This window comes from Pseudobacter sp. (genome assembly GCF_051955275.1).
GTDB lineage: Bacteria > Bacteroidota > Bacteroidia > Chitinophagales > Chitinophagaceae > Pseudobacter.
On the sequence record NZ_JBQCGW010000101.1, the window covers coordinates 1 to 20305 of the forward strand.

Consider the following 20305-nt stretch of genomic DNA (forward strand, 5'->3'; position numbering starts at 1 on the left):
CCGTCGTATGAATAGTTCATCGTTGCGTAATACCCCATATTATTGGTGAGCCTGTCAACATTCTTGCGGGAAGCCTGCATATCCGTGTAGAGTGCATTGGGCGTTCTGTTGGCAGTGTAGGTGAGCGGAACGGTGGCAAAGGATTTACCACGGTAGTGCATATAGCCGTATGTAGTGGCACTGCCTCCCGTAAGCCTGGTGCTGTTGGCTTCCTGTCCTACCATCACAGTGAGCGCATGTACCTGCCTGAATACCCTGGAAAAAGACAAACTGTTACGCCAGTTCCAGGCAGTGGAAGAACTCCTGTTTTCATTCAATTCTCCACCAACAGGTAATCGGCTGTTGATATATCTTGTATCCGTTGGATTGACAGTACCATATTCGTAATTCCTGAACTTAGCAATATATGCCGTTCTTTCAGTGGCCCATGATCTGCCTTCCACCGTGGTAGTATTGTAACCAAACATCGTTTGAAAACGAAGTCCGGGAAGGATATCATAATTCACATCGATACTGGTGTTGATACCAAGGTTTTCGTTCTCCAGCCCGGTATTGTCTCGCTCATTGAGAAAGTTGAATCTGAAACCACTCTCATTAGGGTAATAGGATAATGCACCTGATTCATCATATGCTTCCAGTGCCCGGTTGATCTTGGCTGCATATGTATAAGGGCTCACCTGGTAGAAGCCGGTTGTTTTTTTCTGCGAACCGGATAACCGTAAACTCACATTGAGCTTATTGGTAAGGCGGGAGTTGATGCTAACACTACCGGAATAACCTGTATTATCATTTCCAATGGCGGTGCCTTTGGTAGAATTGTATCCTACAGACGCATAATACCTGGTATTGGCATTGCCTCCGGAAATGCTCAGGTTATGGTTCATGCTGATGGGTGCGCGGAAAACCAGGTCGAACCAGTCTGTATTCACGGTTTCCATCCTGGCCACTTTCTGGTTGAATTCCTCATAAGTGATCCGCTTGTTGAGATAGTCGTTCAATGCACCGGCATAACCGATTGTATTGTTCAGATTATTGTTGATCAGTCCGCGCTCATAGATCTCTTTGGATACAGCCACGCGTTCTTTGGAGTTCATCATTTCCAGCCGGTCATAGGTTACTTTTTCCGTGATGCTGGTGTTCACCGAATAATTGATAGACGCGGGGCCTATCTTTCCTTTTTTGGTAGTGATCACAATTACGCCATTGGCAGCACGCACACCATAGATGGCCGTTGCGGATGCGTCTTTGAGAACAGTAATATCTTCAATATCATTAGGATTGAGCCAGCTGATGGAGTTACCTACAAAATCCCTGATATAATCAAAATTATCCTGGTTGATCTCACCCAGCGCATTGAGGGTAGCGGTTTTGAAAGGCAGAGGGTCTTCCTGGATAATACCATCCACCACCCAAACAGGTTCCTGTGTTCCCAATAAAGTGGAAGTTCCGCGCACGCGTGTACGCTGGCGGACACCGGTAAGGCCTGTAGGATTGGAGATCACCACGCCAGGCAGTTTACCCTGTAAAGCCTGTTCAAGGGTATTCACACCATTCAGGTAAAGTTCTTCCGCTTTGATAGTGCTTACAGAACCGGCCACCGTGGTTCTTTTAAGCGATTGATAACCGGTAACCACCGTTTCGCTCATGGTGGCGATATCCTGTTGGAGGGTAATGAACATTTCCCCGGTACTTGACTTTGCAACATTACTTCCGGAAATAGTGATTGATTTGCCGGCTGAAAGGGCTGCGTATTTTTCAAGAGGCATTTCAAATTTTGCATGCCCTACATAAGATACCACGAGTATATCATCATCTTCTGCATCGATGGTAAACCTGCCCTGGGCATCGGTTTGCATGGTACGTTTCTTGTTTTTGACGGTAACCGTTGCGCCTACCAACGGCGTGCCCACATTGTTGTTCACCCGGCCTTTGATGGGATCCCTTTTTTCTGCGATCACAAGCGGCTGAAAAAGGTTCAGGGGTTTGGCGGTGATCACAATAGTATTGCCCTGGATATCGTAGGAGAAAGGCTGGTTGCCCAACACGGAAGCAAGGGCTTCGCGGATAGTAACGCCGTTCAATTCCACCGATACAGGTCTGGCATTCCTGAGCTCTGCGTCATCATAAAAGAAAACATAACCTGTCTGCTTTTTGATCACATCAAATACCTGCTGTAAAGTCACCGATTTCCCGGTGAAATTAACCAGTTGCGCTTTGGTGCCGGCGCTCACATGGAGGAATGCGCCCAATAATAAGATCATCGTTAGTTTCATGACTAACAGTAGTTTGGTTGAAAACTGCGACTTCAGTTTTCTCCAAATGGAGAACCTGTCGCAGTACGCGTGAATTTGCATACTTTCGCAATGTTTAGGTTGATATTAAGCAGTACAATTCCTGTCAGAGATCAATCTTAAACTAACCGGGGCAGGGTGCAATCTGATCCCCGGTTTTGTTTTGATCTATCTCTTTTCACTTCCGTAACTAAGAACAACCGGAAGCTGGTTTTTCAAAAGTTCTTTCAGCTATTTTTAATGGTGATCTGTTTATCGTTATCGATAGTATAATTGATGCGGATGGTGCGCAGGATAGCCAATACCTGTTGAAGGCTCAGCTGCCGCCCGATCTCGCCGGAGAAGGTTCTTACAGGAATACCGCCATCATACTTCACTTCCACGTCATACCACCTGCTCAGTTGCCGCATGATCTCTTCCACGTTGGCGTTGCTGAAATGGAAAAGTCCATTTCTCCAGGCAGTCACTTCATTGATGTTAGCGATGCCGGAACTGATCTTTCCGTTTTCATCCACTTTTGCCAATTGCCCGGGTTTCAGTACCTCTGACCGGGTTCTGCCGGCAGCCAATACTCTTACAGCGCCATCTAACAGCGTTGTCTTTATGATGGGTTCATTTTTATAGGCATTGATATTGAAACTTGTTCCCAGTACTTCCACTTCTGCACGGTCATCCACGTTCACCAGGAAAGGACTGTTTGCTTTTTTTGCAACTTCTATATACACTTCTCCTGTGATCCTCACTTTTCTGTTACTGCCTGTAAATGCCATGGGATAAGTAACGGAGCTACCTGCATTGAGCCATACCCTGGATCCATCTTCCAGCAAAACCTGGAAGGTCCTGCCGTTGGGGGTGGATATGGTGTTCAGGTTGGCGGCATCCGAACCAGTATTATTTTTATAAGTGATCGTACCGTTATCCAGTAATATGCTGGCTCCTGCAGGATCGCTGATCTCTTTCCTGCCTGAATTATCCAGCACCACTTTGCTTCCGTCTGTACGGGTTAATATAGCGCCCTCTTTACCCGGAGCGATATTGTTTACCGGTTTCACTTCCGCTATCACCGGTGGCTGTTCCGGGGAGCGGTTCCACCACCAGATGCCGGTTGCCAGCGCCAGCAATACAGCAGCAGCTGCGATCTTTGCAGGGCGTGTCATACGAAGCAGTATGCCTTTTTTCCCCTGTTGCATATCTATGCGGTCAGTATCCAGGATCTGCTGTGCGATGGATGAATAAGGCTTCAGATCGGTACCGTCCTGCGCATGAGCAAGCAGGAAGGCTTCACCTGCTTCGAGCGCCAACTCTTCGTTCTCACCGGATCTGAGGAAAGTAAGCAAGGCTTCTTTCTCACTATCCGAGATGCTGTTATCCGCGTACCTGTTCAGTAAGTAGGCAAGTTTTTGTTGGTCCATGGTGTATAGTACTGTTACATTGACCCTCGAAAAGGGTAATGGGGGGTATAGGTCTGAAAAAAAATTAAAAAAAAGATAAGATAACAGGTAGGAGTTTACCGGACTGCCTTAATTTTTTGCGGATCTTCTTCAGGGCAGTAGCCAGTGTTTTCTTCACATAATCCTGGGAGAGCTCCAGCTTTTCGGCAATTTCAGGGATCCGCTTACCCTGTTCCCGGCTGAGTGCATAAATGGTGTACTGTCTGGGCGACATTTCACTGATGGCATCCTGAATAAGCGCTTTGGTTTCAGTGAGTTCTACCCGCTGTTCTGCCAGGTGTGCAACCTGAAGATCAGCGGATGTATTGAGGTTCTGGTGAAGCTTATCCCTCACCTGGTTCTTTTTTATATGCCGGTAGCATTCATTGATAATGATCCTTCTTACATATCCGCCGGGTTGCGCGATCCCGGGGAACTTATCCCGGTTCAGCCATACGCGCATGAAAGATTCCTGCAGCACTTCAGCCACATCCGCTTCAGTTTTTACCAGCTGCATTACAGCCCCGCTCAGGATGGTCATAAAATGCTGGTAAACCAGTTTAAAAGCCTCTTCATCTCCTTCAGCTATCCGGTTGAACAGTTCCCTTTCCCGGAGATGGTCATACATACCGTCAGTGGACATTTACATTACTTTGATTGCATTTAATGTACAATGATACCCAAAATTGCGGTTAGGCGCAGTTTTTTGAGCAACTGGATCGTGATGGACTCATCCGGAACGCAATATGTAGAATCGGAGCAACCTAGTCTACCTTCTTCATTTCTTTCCATTGCTGATCCTGCAATACGGAAGCAGGATTGAAATTAGGGTTATTGGTCATGATAAAGCTGCTGCCATCTGCGCGGCTCCACGCATGATTGTAGAAAGATGACATTTCATATTTGCCCGTTTCATCGCGGTAGTTCTCCACTTCCCGGATGGTTTTTATGAAGGCGGTGTGCATGCGGTCCTGTGAACTTTGTTTCTGCTCCCAGTTACGCATCTGCTGATCCATGGCATTCAGCCTGTCTTGTCCATTCCTCACAGCCTGCTCTCCGATCCGTTTGGTTTGCTCGTCCATCATCTTAATCCGTCCTGTATGCACCACATGGCTTTGCTGCCTTACCTGCTTCCAGAATCCGTTCACGGCATCGTTCCAGGCCGGGTTACTGCGGAAGCTGGGCAGGATAACGCTGAGCAGGTTTTCCGCCTGTTTGCCGGCACCCGAGGGATATTTGAAAACAGACCGGTGAGAGACCTGCGTAGTATAGATGGTATTACTCGTACCATTGTATACATTGGGTACCTGCAAGGCCAGAATATTTACACCCACCGTGATCAGCGCTTCCGTCCCATCTTTCCATTTCACTTTTGCATTAACGGCCGATCCCTGAAACTGCATCTGTCCGGCGCCATACGAACGTAACTCCTGTCCTGCTTTTCCATTGCTCTCCGACATTTCCTGTACCACATAAGGATTAGGTTCTACGGAGATCAGCTGAGGATTACCCAGTTCATTTGCCAGCCATTGTTTCAGGAAAGGCTCAGCCTGCACCGGCTCACGACTGGAACAAAAAGATCCATTGCCTGATTGCTGGAACTGCCGCATGGCGGGATCAGGGTTCCAGTTGAAATTGAGATCAGGGAAGATGGTGAAAGAATAGCTGCCATCGGCGGAATTGGCCTGGAGTTTTTTGTAAGTACCCGCACAGGCGGAACCTGGCGGATTCCAGATCACTTCGCCACTGTTAGTCCAGCCCTTAGGTAATAATAAACTGTATGCTTCCTGGGGTTCTGTAAATCCCTGTTTGTCAAGCAGGCGAACCCGCTGGTATTCCTGGTAGTCCTTCCCTGCAACGAAATTGCTTTGAGCGGGTTGTTTTGTATGGGTCATATTGCTTTTCTTTTCGGCAGGCTGGCTATGACAGCAGGTGATGATGAGCGATAAGCTGCAAATAAAAAGTAGTTGTTTCATGATGATGACATTGCTGGTATTCCCTATTATCGGAGAAAAGCAAAAAGGTCATCAGAATTTATAATGCGGTCGATAAAAAATTCCAGAAGATTTACTTTTCCGCAATCAGCACCTGCCCTGGCTTAAAGGATCGCCAAAAGACCTATATTTATCAAATAAGCGGAATAAACTCATTCTACAACCTGAACCTGATGAAACTTAAAGGAAGAGAAAAGTACTTCTGGGAAAGGAACTTCAATATCAAAAGCCTGTCTGCCATTCCTGAAGAAATGAGCGGCATCACCGGTATCGACTCGTCGCACGACAATGAATTCTTTTATTTCCTGACATCCAGAGTCAAGCATATAGACAGCATTTATCTGCGTTGCACAGAAGTAACGGATGAAGGAGTGGAATATATTTCAAAGCTTAAAACCCTGCGGGAACTGACATTAAAAGATCATATAAACATAAGCTCAGCCAGTCTTCCATACATTAACCAGTTAACCGAACTGGTGTACCTGGATATCTGCAAGAACAATATTCCGGTAATTGATATATTCACTCTCACACAACTGAAAAAACTGAAAAAGCTTATCCTTTCATCAGAGCTGACAGAGGACGAAACAACTGAAATATTGGTAAAGTTGAGAGAGTATTTTCCAGGCTGCACAATCGAAGTTCAATAGCAACAACAACTTTATCTTTATAAATATAAAAAGATATGTCACAAACTCAACCTGACAACAAATTAATACACGAACAGGTACAGTATATTGAATTCCTGTCGAAAGACCTCAACCGCGCTAAAGAATTTTATGCAAAGAGTTTCGGATGGAAGTTTACTGATTATGGGCCCAATTATACAGCCTTTGAAGGCGACTATATCGATGGAGGATTCACTCCGGGAGAGCCAGTAAATGGCACTGTTCTGGTAATCCTGTATTCTGATGACATTGAAGGCACCCAGCAGAAGATAGTTTCGGCAGGAGGCCGGATAGTGAAGGAAATTTTCAGTTTTCCGGGAGGCAGAAGATTCCACTTCACAGATCCGGATGGTTATGAACTGGCTGTTTGGTCTTTGTAAAAATCTTCAAAAAAGGCAAAGCGCCAGGTCTATTTTCCTCATACTTCCCAAGGCCATCTGAAACACCTGTAATGAATATTCCTGCCATACCGGAATCAATGTTACTGAGCTCTGTTGCAATTCCTCTTCAAAATCACCTGGGATATTCAACTACCACAGAGCCGCTGGCGCCGGTGCCTTCCTGCTCAAACCTGTAGATGCGGTATGAATGAACCCCGCCGGTAGCGGTATTAGGCCTGATCACCAGCTCTGCTCCCCTGAAGAGCGTCTGGATGACCGGCGTGGAATTTCCGATCTGCTGGTTTTCAGAAAATGCGACATAAACAACATCCCTCGTCCTGTTCACAAATCGCAGTTCCGCCTGCTCATTCAATTTCAGCGTGACTTCCTTCGGAGGGACTGAACCGTTCACTGAGAAAGTCTCCATCTTGCGCTGCCCGGCAGCGATCACCGTATCTGTAATGATCAATGAATGCCTGCTGGTCTTAGGAACAACGATTGTGTCAGTACCGGTACTTATTATATGCTGATTGTAATGTATCAGGTTGGTTCTTTCTTCAGCCCCGGATAGCAATAAAAGAAGTAGATAGATTGTAGTCATAGAGAGGTTATTTAATGATTAATAAACAGGTATACCCTGATAATATCAATTTGCCTGCCACCCCAGGACTTTCAACATTAGAATTCCATTAGTACACCGGAATGATTTTCGATCCGCCCAGTCTGCGGAAATGTTATGAAAGTTTAAATAGTCAGTCTTCCATCATTTCAAGAATGCCTTCATTCCTGATGATCATCATCCCCTGCCTGTCTTCAGTTATTCCGGCCCTGAGTTGATAGGTATACCTGGGCACAGCGCCTTCCATGATGGTGGGCATGAAGGAAAACCGGATATTGCTTTTGTCTTTCAGGGCTTCACCTACTTCTATGATATGGGTGCTTACAATAAACAGACAATCCGTATAATCGGCAAAAGACCTGGTAATGGCCAGTGTGCCGTCATAAGCGTCTTTCACATTTGTACCTTTGAATAATTCATCAAACATCAGAAGCAGCCGTTTACCGCTGGCAGCAGCTTCCGCAGCCTGCTTCACTCTTACCACTTCTGCATAAAAATGACTGTAACCAAGGCCGATATTATCGGATACATTAATGGAAGAATATAATCCCTGACGAACAGAGAACTCCATCTGTTCCGCCGCAACGGGAAAACCCATATGCGCCAGGTATAAGCCTATGCCGATACTCTTCATCAGGGTTGACTTACCAGCCATATTTGCACCCGTCAGAAACAGCACATTGCTGTGCTGATCCATTTGCAACTGGTTACCTATTGCTTTGTCAATGCAAGGATGACGCAGGTTCTCCGCATGCAGCATATTTTTTTCAGGGGCAAACGCCACGGCATAATTGAATCCTTTACTTTTTGACACCGCGCTTACTGCTATGTAAACATCCAGTTCATCGATGTAAGAAAGCAGCACCGCCATCTCTCCATGCAGTTCTGTTTTCAGCAGGTGTTCATAATGAGCCAGTGTTTTCAGGGGCATCGACTGATAAATATCCGTTTCCCGGAGTCTTTGCAGTCTTTTATCCATAAGTATTTTTTTAATCGCTTCAACCCGTTGCCGGTATACTGCCGGAGCCTGCATCGTATCTATGAATTGTTGACATCGCTGTAATACCCCGATGGTAGCCTGCAGTCCCTGAATGCTTTTCCGGTAACGTTCATCACGTGTAAGGCCGGATAAAATCTTTTTCACAATGGTTTGCATAAGCACCATCAGGGCGCTTCCGGTACCGGCTGCATCCACATATTCCCGCATCTGGGTCAGCTGCTGCGGATCGAAAGGGAATGTATAACCCGCCCTTTCAAAAAACTGCAATATATTGCTGCGTTCATTGATAGCGCCTGCTTCCTCCAAAGGATGCCGGAACATCTGGTCCAGCAGCCTTTCCCCTCCATTTGTTTTTACTTTATTGAAAAGCGCATACACGGAGCCGGTACGGAACTTACCTGTCAGGTTCAACTCCTCCAGCGTTTGTTTATCGAGATTGAAGGCCATGATTGTAGAAAATATTTTTATACGGACTGTGTTGCTTTTTTCTTCCCTTTTTCCAGTATATCCAGAATACCTTCATTACGGATGATGATCATACCGTGCCTGTCATCCGTGATGCCGTTTTCAAGGCGATAGGTATACTCCGGCATATTTCCGTTCATACGTGTTGGCAGGTACCAGAAACCAATATTGTTCATTTGTTTTAACTGCTCCCCCGCTTCAATGATATGGGAAGAAATAATGAACAGACTGTTCCTTTTCCTGGCAAATGAAAGCGCTACAGCAACTGACGCTTCATGCGCATCTTTTACATTGGTACCACGGAACAGCTCATCAAACACCACAAAAATGGATTTTCCTTTACTGAGTTCCGCAGCCACCTGCTTCACCCGCAGCACTTCCGCATAGAAATGGCTGGCGCCGATGCCCAGGTTATCGGGCAGGTTGATGGTTGTATAAATGCCATCCATCACAGAAAACTCCATCTTTTTGGCAGCCACGGGGAATCCCATATGCGCTACATACATGGCTACGCTTACAGAGCGGAGAAAGGTGGATTTACCAGCCATATTGGCCCCGGTGAGGAAAACAAGATTATGATCCTCTTTCATGCGGAGATCATTGGCCACTGCCGATTTCAGTTCAGGATGATAAACACCTTCCAGTATCAGCGCAGCTCCCTTTTCTGCATGTGCATTGGGAAAAACAAATCCACGGTCTACTGCAACTGCAGCTACGGACAGCAGTACATCCAGGTAATAGATATGCTGCAACAGCCGGTTCACTTTTGCGTGTTCCCGGTTGCGGAACAGCACATCATAAGCGGCCACTGCAGCATAAGCCAACCTTGATTTTCCATTCTCCCTCAGTACGGGCTCAAAGGCTGCATCATTGAGAATAGTGGCTATACTTTTCCTCTCTGTTGCAAATGCCGCCAGGCCCGATACTGAAGGAGAATGGATAAAGGATCTGGTGGTTTGCATCAGTTCTATCACAGCAGCAACACCATTTCCGATCTCTTTTTCGCTCAGCAGTGGCTTATGATTTCCCTGCCTGCTGGTCTCTTCCACGCTCTGCATATACTTTTCAGCCATGTCAAACATGGATGCGCTAAAGGGGAATGGGATTTTATTACCTGCGAAATGCTGAATCATACTGCTCCTTGTATTGATCTTACCCATATCCGATAAGGGCGCCCGGAACATTTCTTTCAACAGGTTTTCTCCGCCGCGCGTATGCACCTTGTTGTAAAGATCAAATACACCAGGGCTGTCGCGCTTTCCGAATATGCGGAGATCGTCTATCGTTTGATCGTCTGTTTGTAAATACATTTTTATTTTCTTTTTCGTCTGATCAGCAAAAGGGTTGCAAACAGCAGCACTGCACCGGGCAATACGTAGATATAAATGACCCGGAGCGTTTTGGCAGTAACAGGCCCCACATTCAGGTGATTATCCGGCGGTGGGTTGCCAGGTAAATACACCGGAAATTCGCCGTTACTCAACCAGCTGTAGAAGTAATTGGCATATTTTCCTACCTGCAGCGATCTGATATTGCTCAGAAAATCCGCATCGCCAGCCACCAATATGCGCTGATCTTTATTCCGGACATTCCTGTGCATAGCCAGCATGGTGGCAAACCCATCTCCATCATTGCTTACGTGGTTGTCCTCCGGCTTTTTCTGATCTTGTGCAGTGTTGTTGGAGGCCTGTATAACCTGGAATGCATCTCCAAAAGATGGCGCTGAGCGCAGGTCACCTTCTGCCGCATTGAATTGCAGTTTGGCTGAATCACGCACAAACACCCCTTTCCTGATCCAGGTTATCTTTTTATCTGTGGCAAGCAAGGCAGAGGAGGTGAAACTATTGGAATCCGCCACCTGGAGGGCAGCTACACCGGGCATTACCAGATTAGTATGCTTTGGCTTCACCTTTTTGAATACGGCGGCGGAGGGATCCTCCATTAAACTCAGCATGGCCATATTAATGGAAGGCACTACCATATCCTGCGCCTCCTGTTTGTATTCCGTGAGGATGATCCCATCTTCCAGCTTCACTCCGATTTGTTGCAGAACGGGATTCAGCACCTGTTGCTTGCCAGGTTCCCCCAGGATGAACATATTGCCACCGCCATCGATATACTGACGGATCCTGGTACGACAACTCTCACTCAACTCAGTCTTCGGATCGGGCAACACCAGCAATGTTGTATTGGCAGGAATATCATTATGGTCCAGCGACAGAGAATCCATATTGTATCCATAATTCACCAGGGCAACGCGGGATTCCTTAATGGCAGTATGATTGCCAATTTCCCTTTCTCCGAGTTTATAAATATTCCTTTCATAATGACCGGTAACGAAAGCTATATGCGGTATTTTTTCCGGATGCAGCAGTTTCTTGAAGACAGCCGCAAAATTATTCTCACTGGGCCACAATTTAGAGTCGTTGTAAGTACGCAGGAATTCCGTTCTGCCTTTGTATTTCAGTTGCATCACCAGTGCAAGGCCCTCAGGGCGCAGATCGATCTTCTTACGCATCTCTTCCGGCTTTTGAAAGTAGCTCACATCCGCATCTGTATATTCTCCCATTTTCAGGAGGATCTGCTCCAATGATTTTCCGGGAAAACGTTTGTATATATGATTGCCCATGAAGGTGCTGTCGTGATCATAATAATACTCGAAATTGAATTTGATATCTGGTTTGAATCGCGTGTACTGCTCCCATACCCAGGAGAGATAGAAGTTACGTGCTGCGGGCAATCCTGCGTTAGCCCCTCGTCCCATATAATTCACATACAGGGTTACTTCCAGCGGCTCATCGCCCATTTCACGGATCAGTTCCTGGGTTTTCGGATGGAGGGTATTCACCTTCTGTGCTGTGGTATCCCAATAGCCAGTCAGTGCAGGCCTGGAAGTAATATAACCGATCAACAGGCCGGCTGCCAGTACACCCATATAACGGCTGGCCTTAACATACCAGGGACTTGTTTCGCGTGCCCCCCGCAATTTGAGAATAGTGAATAGCAGGAAAATGGTGATCACTACCAGGAAGTAGATCACGTCTTTGGTGGTGATCAGGCCTACCAGCATTTTTTCTGTGCGCCCCGGAAGGTGCAGGAAGAATGTCAGGTCCCTTACAAAATCATATTGCTGCCAGACGTTGCCGATAAATGTCAGCAAAAGGACTACGAGAAAAGTACTGAATGCAGATACCACCTGGTAAGTGGTGATGCTGCTCATGAAAGCGCCAATAGCACCATAAGTACAGGCAAGCAGGTAAAAGCCCAGCATTGAAGACAACAACATACCATAGTCCATCGATTTCACCTGGATGGCAGCCGATACGCAGAATATCCCCACTATCAAAACCAGCAAGCCGTTGAAGACCATGAAAGCGAGGAATTTACCTGTCACGATCTGCCGAATGGTAACCGGAGATGAATACAACAACTTGATGGTGCCGTTCTGAACTTCCCTTCCGATCAGTCCCATGGTGAGCAGGGGAAGAAAAAGGTACAGGTTTTTTAATACGTTGGAAAAAAAGCCCTCATCCCCGATGAACAATGCTCTTGTATAACTCAATTTATCAAAAGCATCTGTTTCGGGATTATTCCTCAGGAGTATATCCTGCCAGTGGGCAAATGATTCCAGCGGAGTGGAATAATACCAGCCACATTGCACCAGGAAAGCGATCAACATGAACCAGGCGATGGGTGAATAAAAGAGGTTACGAAGCTCTGCTTTCGCAACTTGAATGACCATCCTCATTGATGTGAAATTTATGCAGTTACTTAATTGGTTCTATTTCCTCTTCCTTCTCACCAGAACCACTACAGCTGTGATCAACAGGATAGAAGGCAGGATCCATACAGAAGCGATATGGAATATTTTTGCGGTGCGTGGTTTGATCAGGAAGAGATTATCTTTCGGCCATTCGAATGGGAAAGCATATACCGGATAAGCATTGTCCGTCATCCAGGAGAAGACGGCGCGGTTGATCACCTCTCCATTCTTCCATCTCATATTGCTGAGAAAATCTGCATCCCCATAAATAACGGCTTTCTGTTGCCTGTTGCCCACTTGCCTGGTCAATTGCAGGACCGTAGGGAATGAGCCTTTCATATCGCCATCCTGCTGGTTATATACCACTTCTGCCGAGTCTACCACCAGCTTTCCCTTTTTAAGCCAGGTACTGGTACCAACGGTGAGGAACAGGGGCTTCCTGGCAGCGCCATTGCTATCCGTGTAAGAAAGAGCGGCAACACCGGGCATCAGCATTTTCATGGTATCCTTGAAGTATTCCTCTTTCCATTTTTCACTTACATGCCAGAGACCTACTTCATCGGCCAGGTCAGGAGCAGCGCGGGTATAATAAGGCTTCACCATATGCGGCATTTCATGCCAGGATGGTTCTACCACATTACCGTCGAGCATCTGCACTCCCAGATCTTTTATAAGAGGGTTGAGCAGGTCCTGCTTACCGGGTTCTCCCATGAATACAATATTGCCTCCCTCATCCATATACTTTCTGATCTTGCGATACACCGTTTCACTGAAGGCCGTTTTAGGATCAGCCACTACCAGCGCCGTAATATTCGCAGGGATCTCTTCTTTTTCGAGTGAAATGGAATCTACATCGAAACCAAGGTTGTACAAGCCGTTACTGAACTGTTTGGAAATTGCATTATGATACTCCCTTTCACCGCTCCTCCACAGGTTCCTTTCCAGGTTATCTGCGGTATACAGGATCAGCGGTTTGCTTTCAGGATGGGCCAGCCTCTTGAAAGCGGCCGCCATATTCTCTTCCGAAGGGAAGACAGATTCCACTTCACTCCCGTTATAGGTGCGCAGGAATTCCTTTCTTCCCTTGTAAGACAACTGCATTACCAGGCGCTGCCCTTCCGGATGGAGGTTGATGCTGTTTTCGATTTCAGCATAAGGCTTGAATTTTTCCACATTCACTTTGAATCCCTGAGCCATCTCACGGGCCATTTCTTTACTGTTCTTACCAGGAAAGACCTGCTGCAGCGAGCCACCATCGAGGCTATTATCATAATAATAGTAATAGACATATTTGAAGCGGATATCAGTTTTGAAACGAAGGATACGCTCCCAGGTATAGTTCAGATATTCATTCCTTTTTTCCGGCAAACCATACAGTGCGGAATTGCCGAGCAGGTTCACATACAGGGTCACTTCCAGCGGCCCTTCATTCAGATCGGCTACAACTTTCCGGGTATTGGGATGAATGGTATTCCGTTCTCCAGCCGTAAGGTCCCAATACTTTGTAGTTACAGGAAGTGATAAAAAGTATCCCACTCCTACTGTGATCATAACCACCATCACTACGCGCATTGTTTTCACATACCATGGTTTGGATTCGCGCAGGCTTTTCAACCTGATGAGCGTGAAGCCGAGGAACATGAAAACCATCATGACATAATAGATAATATCCTTGGAGGCAACCAATCCTTTCATCATCCTGCTGGTGCGGCCAGGCAGATAGAAGAAATAAGTGATATCGCGCAGGATATCGTACTTCTGCCAAAGCCCATCGATCTTCGATAACACAAATACGATCAGGAAAGTACCAAGCGCCGCCAGGATCTGGTAGCTGGTAAGGCTGCTTACAAATAATCCTATTGCAGTATAAGCACAGGTCAGGAGGAACAGACCGATCACGGAAGAAACGAACAGACCATAATCAGGAGACCTCATGAAGAAACCGAAAGAGAACATGAACAGGGCCGCTATAGCTACCAGCACCATATTGTACACCATAATTCCCAGGAACTTCCCGCCAACGATCTGGCGGAGCTTCACAGGAGAAGAGTACAATAGCCTGATGGTTCCCATCTGCGTTTCCCGCCCCATCAATCCCATGGTCAGCAACGGTATGAACAGGTACAGGTTTTCAAGTACCAGCTTGAGCACTCCATTGGGCGGCATGAAAAAAGACATGGTGATCGGGAATGGCCCGAGGTCTTTGAAGTCGGGTTTTATTTCCATATAGGCATCCTGCATTTTCACCATCATATACAGCTGTGTAGTGTACATCCAGGCAAACAGCACCAGGAAAGAAATGGTCAGGAACCATGCCACAGGGGAATAGAAAAGGTTTCGCAACTCTGCCTTTGCGATTTGAATTACCATCTTCATAGATTGGTATTTATGCTTGTTAAGTAGAGAAATAGTAAGTAGGTAGCAGCGCCATCATTTAGTTGGCGGACTGGATGGAGAGTTGTTTGAAAGTATCATCCAGCAGGATCTTATCTGCGCTGATCTCCATGAGCCTCCAGTTGTTTTGTATACTTGCTTCCACGATCCTTTCGTTGATCACCTGGCCGGGTTCGAAATAGATCCGGACCTGCCTGCCCGTCAGCATTTCCACCCTGTTCACCCCTTTTATGGCCAGCAGGGCTGATTCCGCAGGCATGTTTTCAAGTGTAACCAGCAGGCTGCTGGGCGACAGATAATTATCGAATGCATCCATGGAATCAGAGAATACCATCCTGCCGGATTCGATCATGATCACATCTTTACAAAGCAAACGGATCTCCGAGAGGATATGTGAGCTCAACAGTACCGCATGTTCCTGCGCAATCTCCCTGATCATTTTCCGCGCCTCGATCAGTTGATTGGGGTCCAGTCCATTGGTAGGCTCGTCAAGCACCACCAGTTTAGGTTTATGGATCAATGCCTGCGCAATACCTACACGTTGCCTGTAACCACCTGATAAGTTCCTGATCAGCCTGCTGCTGAAATGCCCGATACCAGTCTTTTCCTTCACTTCTTCAACGGCTGCTTTGATCTTCGTTTTGTCCATCGCCCGAAGGTTAGCGGTGTAATGCAGGTATTCATCGATGGTGAAATCTGTGTACAGCGGTGGCGTTTGCGGAAGGAAGCCGATATCCTTCTTAGCTTCTTCCGGTTGATTGCGGATATCGAAACCGTTCACTGTTACTGTTCCTTCGGTTTGATTCAGCACCCCGCAGATGATATTCATGGTAGTGGATTTACCGGCCCCGTTGGACCCCAGCAAGCCTACGATTCCCGTTTGTCCGATCTCGATGTTGAGATCACGCACGGCCCAGCTGCTGCTGTACCTGTGCGACAGATGTTCAATTTTAAGGATAGTGCTCATCATTATTTTATTCAGCGTGATTAATTATTACTCATGACAACCGTTCGCGGCGCAGCTGCACCAGTATTATTCAACTCTCCAAACAGGATGATAGTGAAATTCCTGAAGCGATACAGGTTGGATATCCCATAGCCGATGTCACGATCCCTGGTATCGATCATTTGTGTAGTGATAAGGTTACCGTTCGTTTTATCCCTGATCTCGAACTCATATATTTCCGGATCTTTCTTCACGTTGTGGTTCTTAAAGGCAGAAACAGCTTTATATCCCAGGCTTTCCACTTCACTACCGCTGGCCTCGTTCTTCAGATTTACACTGACCGTGAGCCCGTTCACCAGGTTCACCACACGGATGCCTGCTGTGCTGTCTGTTGCAGTATGATAAGGCAATACATCCCGCAGGAATAAAGTATCAGGAGCCTGTATTGTTCCGGTAAGGAAAAGGGTATTGATTGAGCTAACGGGCAGGTCTACCTGCACCCGGGTAACCGGAACGCTGTGCGCCAGTGTATCTGGATATTCAAAAAATGCGATCCGCTGAAGGCCGCTATAGGAATAAAACCTGTTTTTGACCGAGTTGTACGCGGCTACATCGCCAGGATCACCATAGTACAGTCTGTGCGCAGACCTGTACCAGATCAGCGGTTCAGTTCCATTTAAATTGGTGACCAGCATATTGCTCCCGGCTATTCCATTGAAGATATTCAGGGAGGCCACTCCCGGTGTATCGTTTTTTTCGCAGGCATTCAACAATACAATGCAAAGAAGGGCATTGATATAGTAGTGGATATTTTTCATTACAAAAGGCTTTAGTTGTAACCCGGATTGGGAGCGAGGTTCCGGTTATTGATTATTTCGTTTACAGGTATCGGGTAGAGCAGTTGATAATCGCCTGCCCAGGGCTGTTTGGCGGCCATCTGAGAAAGTACAGTGCTTGCCTTACCGGTCCTTTTCAGGTCAAACCAGCGATGGCCCCATTCCAGGAAGAGTTCGGTCCTTCTTTCTTTCTCGATAGCAGCCAATACAGCCTGCTGCGACAGATTATACGGCAGGTCATCGAGCCCTGCCCTGAACCTGATCGCATTCAGATCGTCGATGGCGTCTGTGAGCGTACCTGCACCATTGGCGGCAGCCTCGGCCCTGATGAGGAATTGTTCAGCCAGCCGAAAGGCTGTATAGTATTCAGTTGCCTCACCGCCAAGGACCCGGTTATGATACCCAATCTTGTATTTATAAGCAAAATACCGTGGACTGCCTGTATTGTTTACCGGTGAATAACCTACCCAATGCAACAATCTTTTGTCAGTCGGCTCGAAGGCCTGCACCAATTCATCGGTCATATGGTAATAGATTAACGAGAAATCGGGATCGCTTTCAGAATTCCGGACAGGGATAAGGAATGCGCCCTCAGCGGTGGCATTGCCACTCGAGTAATTGGCGGTGAATTTTTCAAACTGCCAGATCGCTTCCCTGCTTGTTTTGAGGAATGATTTATCCAGGTCCATTTCAAGTCCGAACTGTGCCGTGTTGGCAATCACAGCCCCAGCTTCTTTGAAGGCATTCTCATAATCGCGCACATATAAATACACTCTGGCAAGGAGGGCGGTGGCAGTCCATTTGTCCGCATAGATCCTGGTGCCATCCGGTCCGGTATTCTCCGTTGGAAGATCTGTCTGCGCTTCTTTCAGGTCTTTGATGATCTGTTTGTAAATATCAGCAACAGGTGTTCTGCGGTAATTCCTGGTTTCATTGAAATCCACTGTCAGTACAAGGGGCAGGTCCCCGAAAAAATTCACGAGATAGAAATAACAGAAAGCTCTTATGACTTTGGATTCTGCAGTCAGCTTTTTTCGGACACCCTGTGAGAGCGATGCAGACGTGGAACCGGCAATGCCTTCGATCACGCCATTGGCATGGTAGATAGTGGTATAGGCTGATGCCCAAAGTTCAGGCGAGATTGCGTTCTGCACAAGGACTTTGTTAGTACTGAATTGTAAAAAAGCATTTTCAGTTCCCACCATCCTGACTACCAGCTCATCTGCAGATAATCCTCCCAGGACAGTAGACAGGCCGGCACTGAAGTCGTTAGCGGCTGAGTTTTCGCCATTCCCATTGGCTAATTTCGAGTATACTCCCGCCATAGCTGATTGGGCCTGAACATCATCCCTGAATACCTGGTTAGTGGTGATGGTATCAATAGGATCATCGATAGATACAAGTTTGTCGCAGGAAGTCAGCGCAACTAATCCTGCCAGTATGAAGATGGTTTGTTTTGAAATTCGCATGGCATAGCATTAGAGGGTGAGGGAAATGTTTAAAACGATGTCTTTTGAGGGTGGCAACGTATTGATACTTTGAATATCAGGATCGAGGCCTCTGTACTTTGTGATCACGAAAATATTCTGGGTAGTGATGCTGATAGCGCCTCCTTTCAATCCAAGCTTCCGGTATTGATTTTCAGTAAGGGACCACAACAATGAAATATTGTTCATGCGCAGACTGGAGGCATCCACATAACCAAGGTTGGAAAGTTCCCTGGCGTAAGGCTGGTTGTAAGTGGTAGTGAACTTCGCATATCTGGCATTATCGCCCGGCTTCTGCCAGCGGTTATTGAACATTTCCTCCGTGATATTTCCCATTGTTCCCGGATTCTGCGACGTTCTGAATACATCCGTTCCATTTTGAAACCTGTAACTGAAGCTAAGATTCAGGGAAAGGTTTTTGTATCTCAGGGATTGATTGATACCACCTGCGAATCTTGGTCCCTGTAACACCACTTTCTGCACATCGCTCGGAAAGGTCAGGGGTGCCTGATTGAAATGAGAGCCCGGATCTATCATTCCATCCATGTTGTAATCCTGGAACTGGTAGTTACCTGTCATCGGATCCACACCCAGATAATTCAGCAGGTAAATATTCTGGATCGATTGTCCCACAACATATTTATAAAAGTCAGGTGAGTTTTCGAGACCGGGATAAGACGCCAGTATATTTTTATTGATCGCCCCATTCACACTTATTGTCCAGGCAAAATGTTTCTTTTGTACCGCCTGTACTATCAAGGCACCTTCGTATCCTTTATTCTCTATCACAGCATTCCAGTTACCATACACGGTTGGGAATCCTGTATAGATGGGTGTGGGATTGCTCAGCAACTGATCTCCTGTCCGTTTGCTGTAATAATTGAACGAAACAGACACCCTGCTTTCTTTCCCCAAACCGGCTTCCATACCGATATTGAATTCTTTACTGGACTGCCAGTGATAATCCTGGTTAACCGCGTGCATACTGATCATAGGCGCCACACCTCCATAAACCGGCATTTGTTTCCTGCCCCATTGAGTAAGGAACTGGTAATCGCTTCCTCCGTCTGATCCGGCAATTCCGTAATTGACATTGAACTTCAGCATGCTTACTGCAGGCGCAAGGGTCTTGGAGATCCAGGGCTCAGCAGTTGCTACCCAGGCAGCTCCAACCGCACCGAAATTACCGAAACGGTTACCCGGACCGAACCTGGAGGAACCATCCCTTCTTCCTGTGAGGTTCACTACATATTTGTTATCCCAGATATACTCCGCTCTTCCGAGCACACCGAAATATTTGTAAGGAGAATAAGTATTGGCGGTATAGGAAAACGGAGCAGACATAATGGAACGCAGCAGGGCATCATTGGTAAAACCAACGGCCATCGTGCTCAGGCTTTCTCTTTTTTCATTCTTGAAAGTGGCGCCGGTAAGCAAGCTGAGCTTTCCCTTACCGATCCAGGTATCGTAACTGAGTTGTGGCTCGAATGTGAACGTACTGTTCGTTCCGCGGGAATGCACAGTTTGTCCAGTTGGATTGAAAGCAGGGTTCTGAGACCTGATGGGAGTGAGCGCCCAGCTTTCATTGTTTGATCTTCCGTATCCAAGGTTGGATATGATATTCAGTCCTTTCGCCAGTTGATAAGTTATTCTGAAATTGGAGCTCAGACCATTGGTCCGGCTGTCAATTGGCCTGAACAGGTTTTGAATTTGTGTACTTTCGATCACACCATTGGTCCCTGCATATCCCCTGAAATTTATCTCTCCGGCAGAATCCAGCAGTGATGGGGCATTGGGAGGTAATTTGTTCAGTATGGGCGAACTCACCATATCAGCCGCCACATAATTGTATATCGCTGTAGCCGATACTTTCAATTTCTGGTTATTACTGGCAAAATCAACAGCCATCCTCAGATTGATCGCTTCATTCTTACCGGCCACCCTGGTAATAGGTTTGGTAGTACTGTAGTTTGCACTCAGAACAGACCGGAGCTGCGGCCCGCCACCGGAATAACTTACCATCGCATTCATA

At 46.7% G+C, this 20305-nt stretch carries 15 protein-coding genes; 2 read left to right on the forward strand and 13 right to left on the reverse strand.

Annotated elements, in window-relative coordinates; genetic code table 11:
• From ACTHMC_RS08345 to ACTHMC_RS08360, 4 genes are all read right to left on the reverse strand, one after another.
• Positions 1 to 2273: TonB-dependent receptor plug domain-containing protein (locus ACTHMC_RS08345; RefSeq protein ID WP_440412510.1), on the reverse strand; the 2273-nt coding region annotated here is incomplete at its 3' end.
• 245 nt (positions 2274 to 2518) lie between these two features.
• Complete coding sequence (locus ACTHMC_RS08350) at positions 2519 to 3703, reverse strand: FecR family protein (protein WP_440412512.1); 1185 nt, start codon at positions 3701 to 3703, stop codon at positions 2519 to 2521.
• 64 nt (positions 3704 to 3767) lie between these two features.
• Positions 3768 to 4364: an RNA polymerase sigma factor gene (locus ACTHMC_RS08355; protein WP_440412513.1), complete on the reverse strand. Its 597-nt coding sequence runs from the start codon at positions 4362 to 4364 to the stop codon at positions 3768 to 3770.
• A 121-nt stretch (positions 4365 to 4485) separates the two neighbouring features.
• The gene (locus ACTHMC_RS08360) at positions 4486 to 5697 is read right to left on the reverse strand and encodes a hypothetical protein (protein ID WP_440412515.1); all 1212 of its coding nucleotides are present in this window, start codon (positions 5695 to 5697) and stop codon (positions 4486 to 4488) included.
• 191 nt (positions 5698 to 5888) lie between these two features.
• Between ACTHMC_RS08360 and ACTHMC_RS08365 the strand changes: the two genes are divergently transcribed.
• Positions 5889 to 6365 (forward strand): hypothetical protein, encoded by a 477-nt coding sequence (locus ACTHMC_RS08365; protein WP_440412516.1) that lies wholly within the window; start codon positions 5889 to 5891, stop codon positions 6363 to 6365.
• Positions 6366 to 6400: 35 nt separating this feature from the next.
• Positions 6401 to 6763, forward strand: a complete 363-nt coding sequence (locus ACTHMC_RS08370) for a VOC family protein (protein ID WP_440412518.1) — start codon at positions 6401 to 6403, stop codon at positions 6761 to 6763.
• Between the two features lie 133 nt (positions 6764 to 6896).
• On the opposite strand, the gene ACTHMC_RS08375 is transcribed toward ACTHMC_RS08370, so the two are convergent.
• From ACTHMC_RS08375 to ACTHMC_RS08415, 9 genes are all read right to left on the reverse strand, one after another.
• Positions 6897 to 7364, reverse strand: coding sequence for a hypothetical protein (locus ACTHMC_RS08375; RefSeq protein ID WP_440412520.1), 468 nt, complete (start codon positions 7362 to 7364; stop codon positions 6897 to 6899).
• A gap of 151 nt (positions 7365 to 7515) precedes the next feature.
• Positions 7516 to 8829, reverse strand: coding sequence for a MutS-related protein (locus ACTHMC_RS08380; RefSeq protein WP_440412521.1), 1314 nt, complete (start codon positions 8827 to 8829; stop codon positions 7516 to 7518).
• A gap of 17 nt (positions 8830 to 8846) precedes the next feature.
• Positions 8847 to 10157, reverse strand: coding sequence for a MutS-related protein (locus tag ACTHMC_RS08385; protein WP_440412522.1), 1311 nt, complete (start codon positions 10155 to 10157; stop codon positions 8847 to 8849).
• Positions 10158 to 10159: 2 nt separating this feature from the next.
• Positions 10160 to 12589, reverse strand: coding sequence for a Gldg family protein (locus ACTHMC_RS08390; protein WP_440412524.1), 2430 nt, complete (start codon positions 12587 to 12589; stop codon positions 10160 to 10162).
• Positions 12590 to 12628: 39 nt separating this feature from the next.
• Complete coding sequence (locus tag ACTHMC_RS08395; protein ID WP_440412525.1) at positions 12629 to 14980, reverse strand: Gldg family protein; 2352 nt, start codon at positions 14978 to 14980, stop codon at positions 12629 to 12631.
• Between the two features lie 64 nt (positions 14981 to 15044).
• On the reverse strand, positions 15045 to 15971 hold the full coding sequence (locus tag ACTHMC_RS08400) for an ABC transporter ATP-binding protein (RefSeq protein WP_440412527.1): 927 nt from the start codon (positions 15969 to 15971) through the stop codon (positions 15045 to 15047).
• A 20-nt stretch (positions 15972 to 15991) separates the two neighbouring features.
• Positions 15992 to 16768 (reverse strand): hypothetical protein, encoded by a 777-nt coding sequence (locus ACTHMC_RS08405; protein WP_440412529.1) that lies wholly within the window; start codon positions 16766 to 16768, stop codon positions 15992 to 15994.
• Between the two features lie 11 nt (positions 16769 to 16779).
• Positions 16780 to 18255 (reverse strand): RagB/SusD family nutrient uptake outer membrane protein, encoded by a 1476-nt coding sequence (locus ACTHMC_RS08410; RefSeq protein WP_440412531.1) that lies wholly within the window; start codon positions 18253 to 18255, stop codon positions 16780 to 16782.
• Between the two features lie 9 nt (positions 18256 to 18264).
• On the reverse strand, positions 18265 to 20305 hold a 2041-nt coding region (locus ACTHMC_RS08415; RefSeq protein ID WP_440412532.1), incomplete at its 5' end, for a hypothetical protein.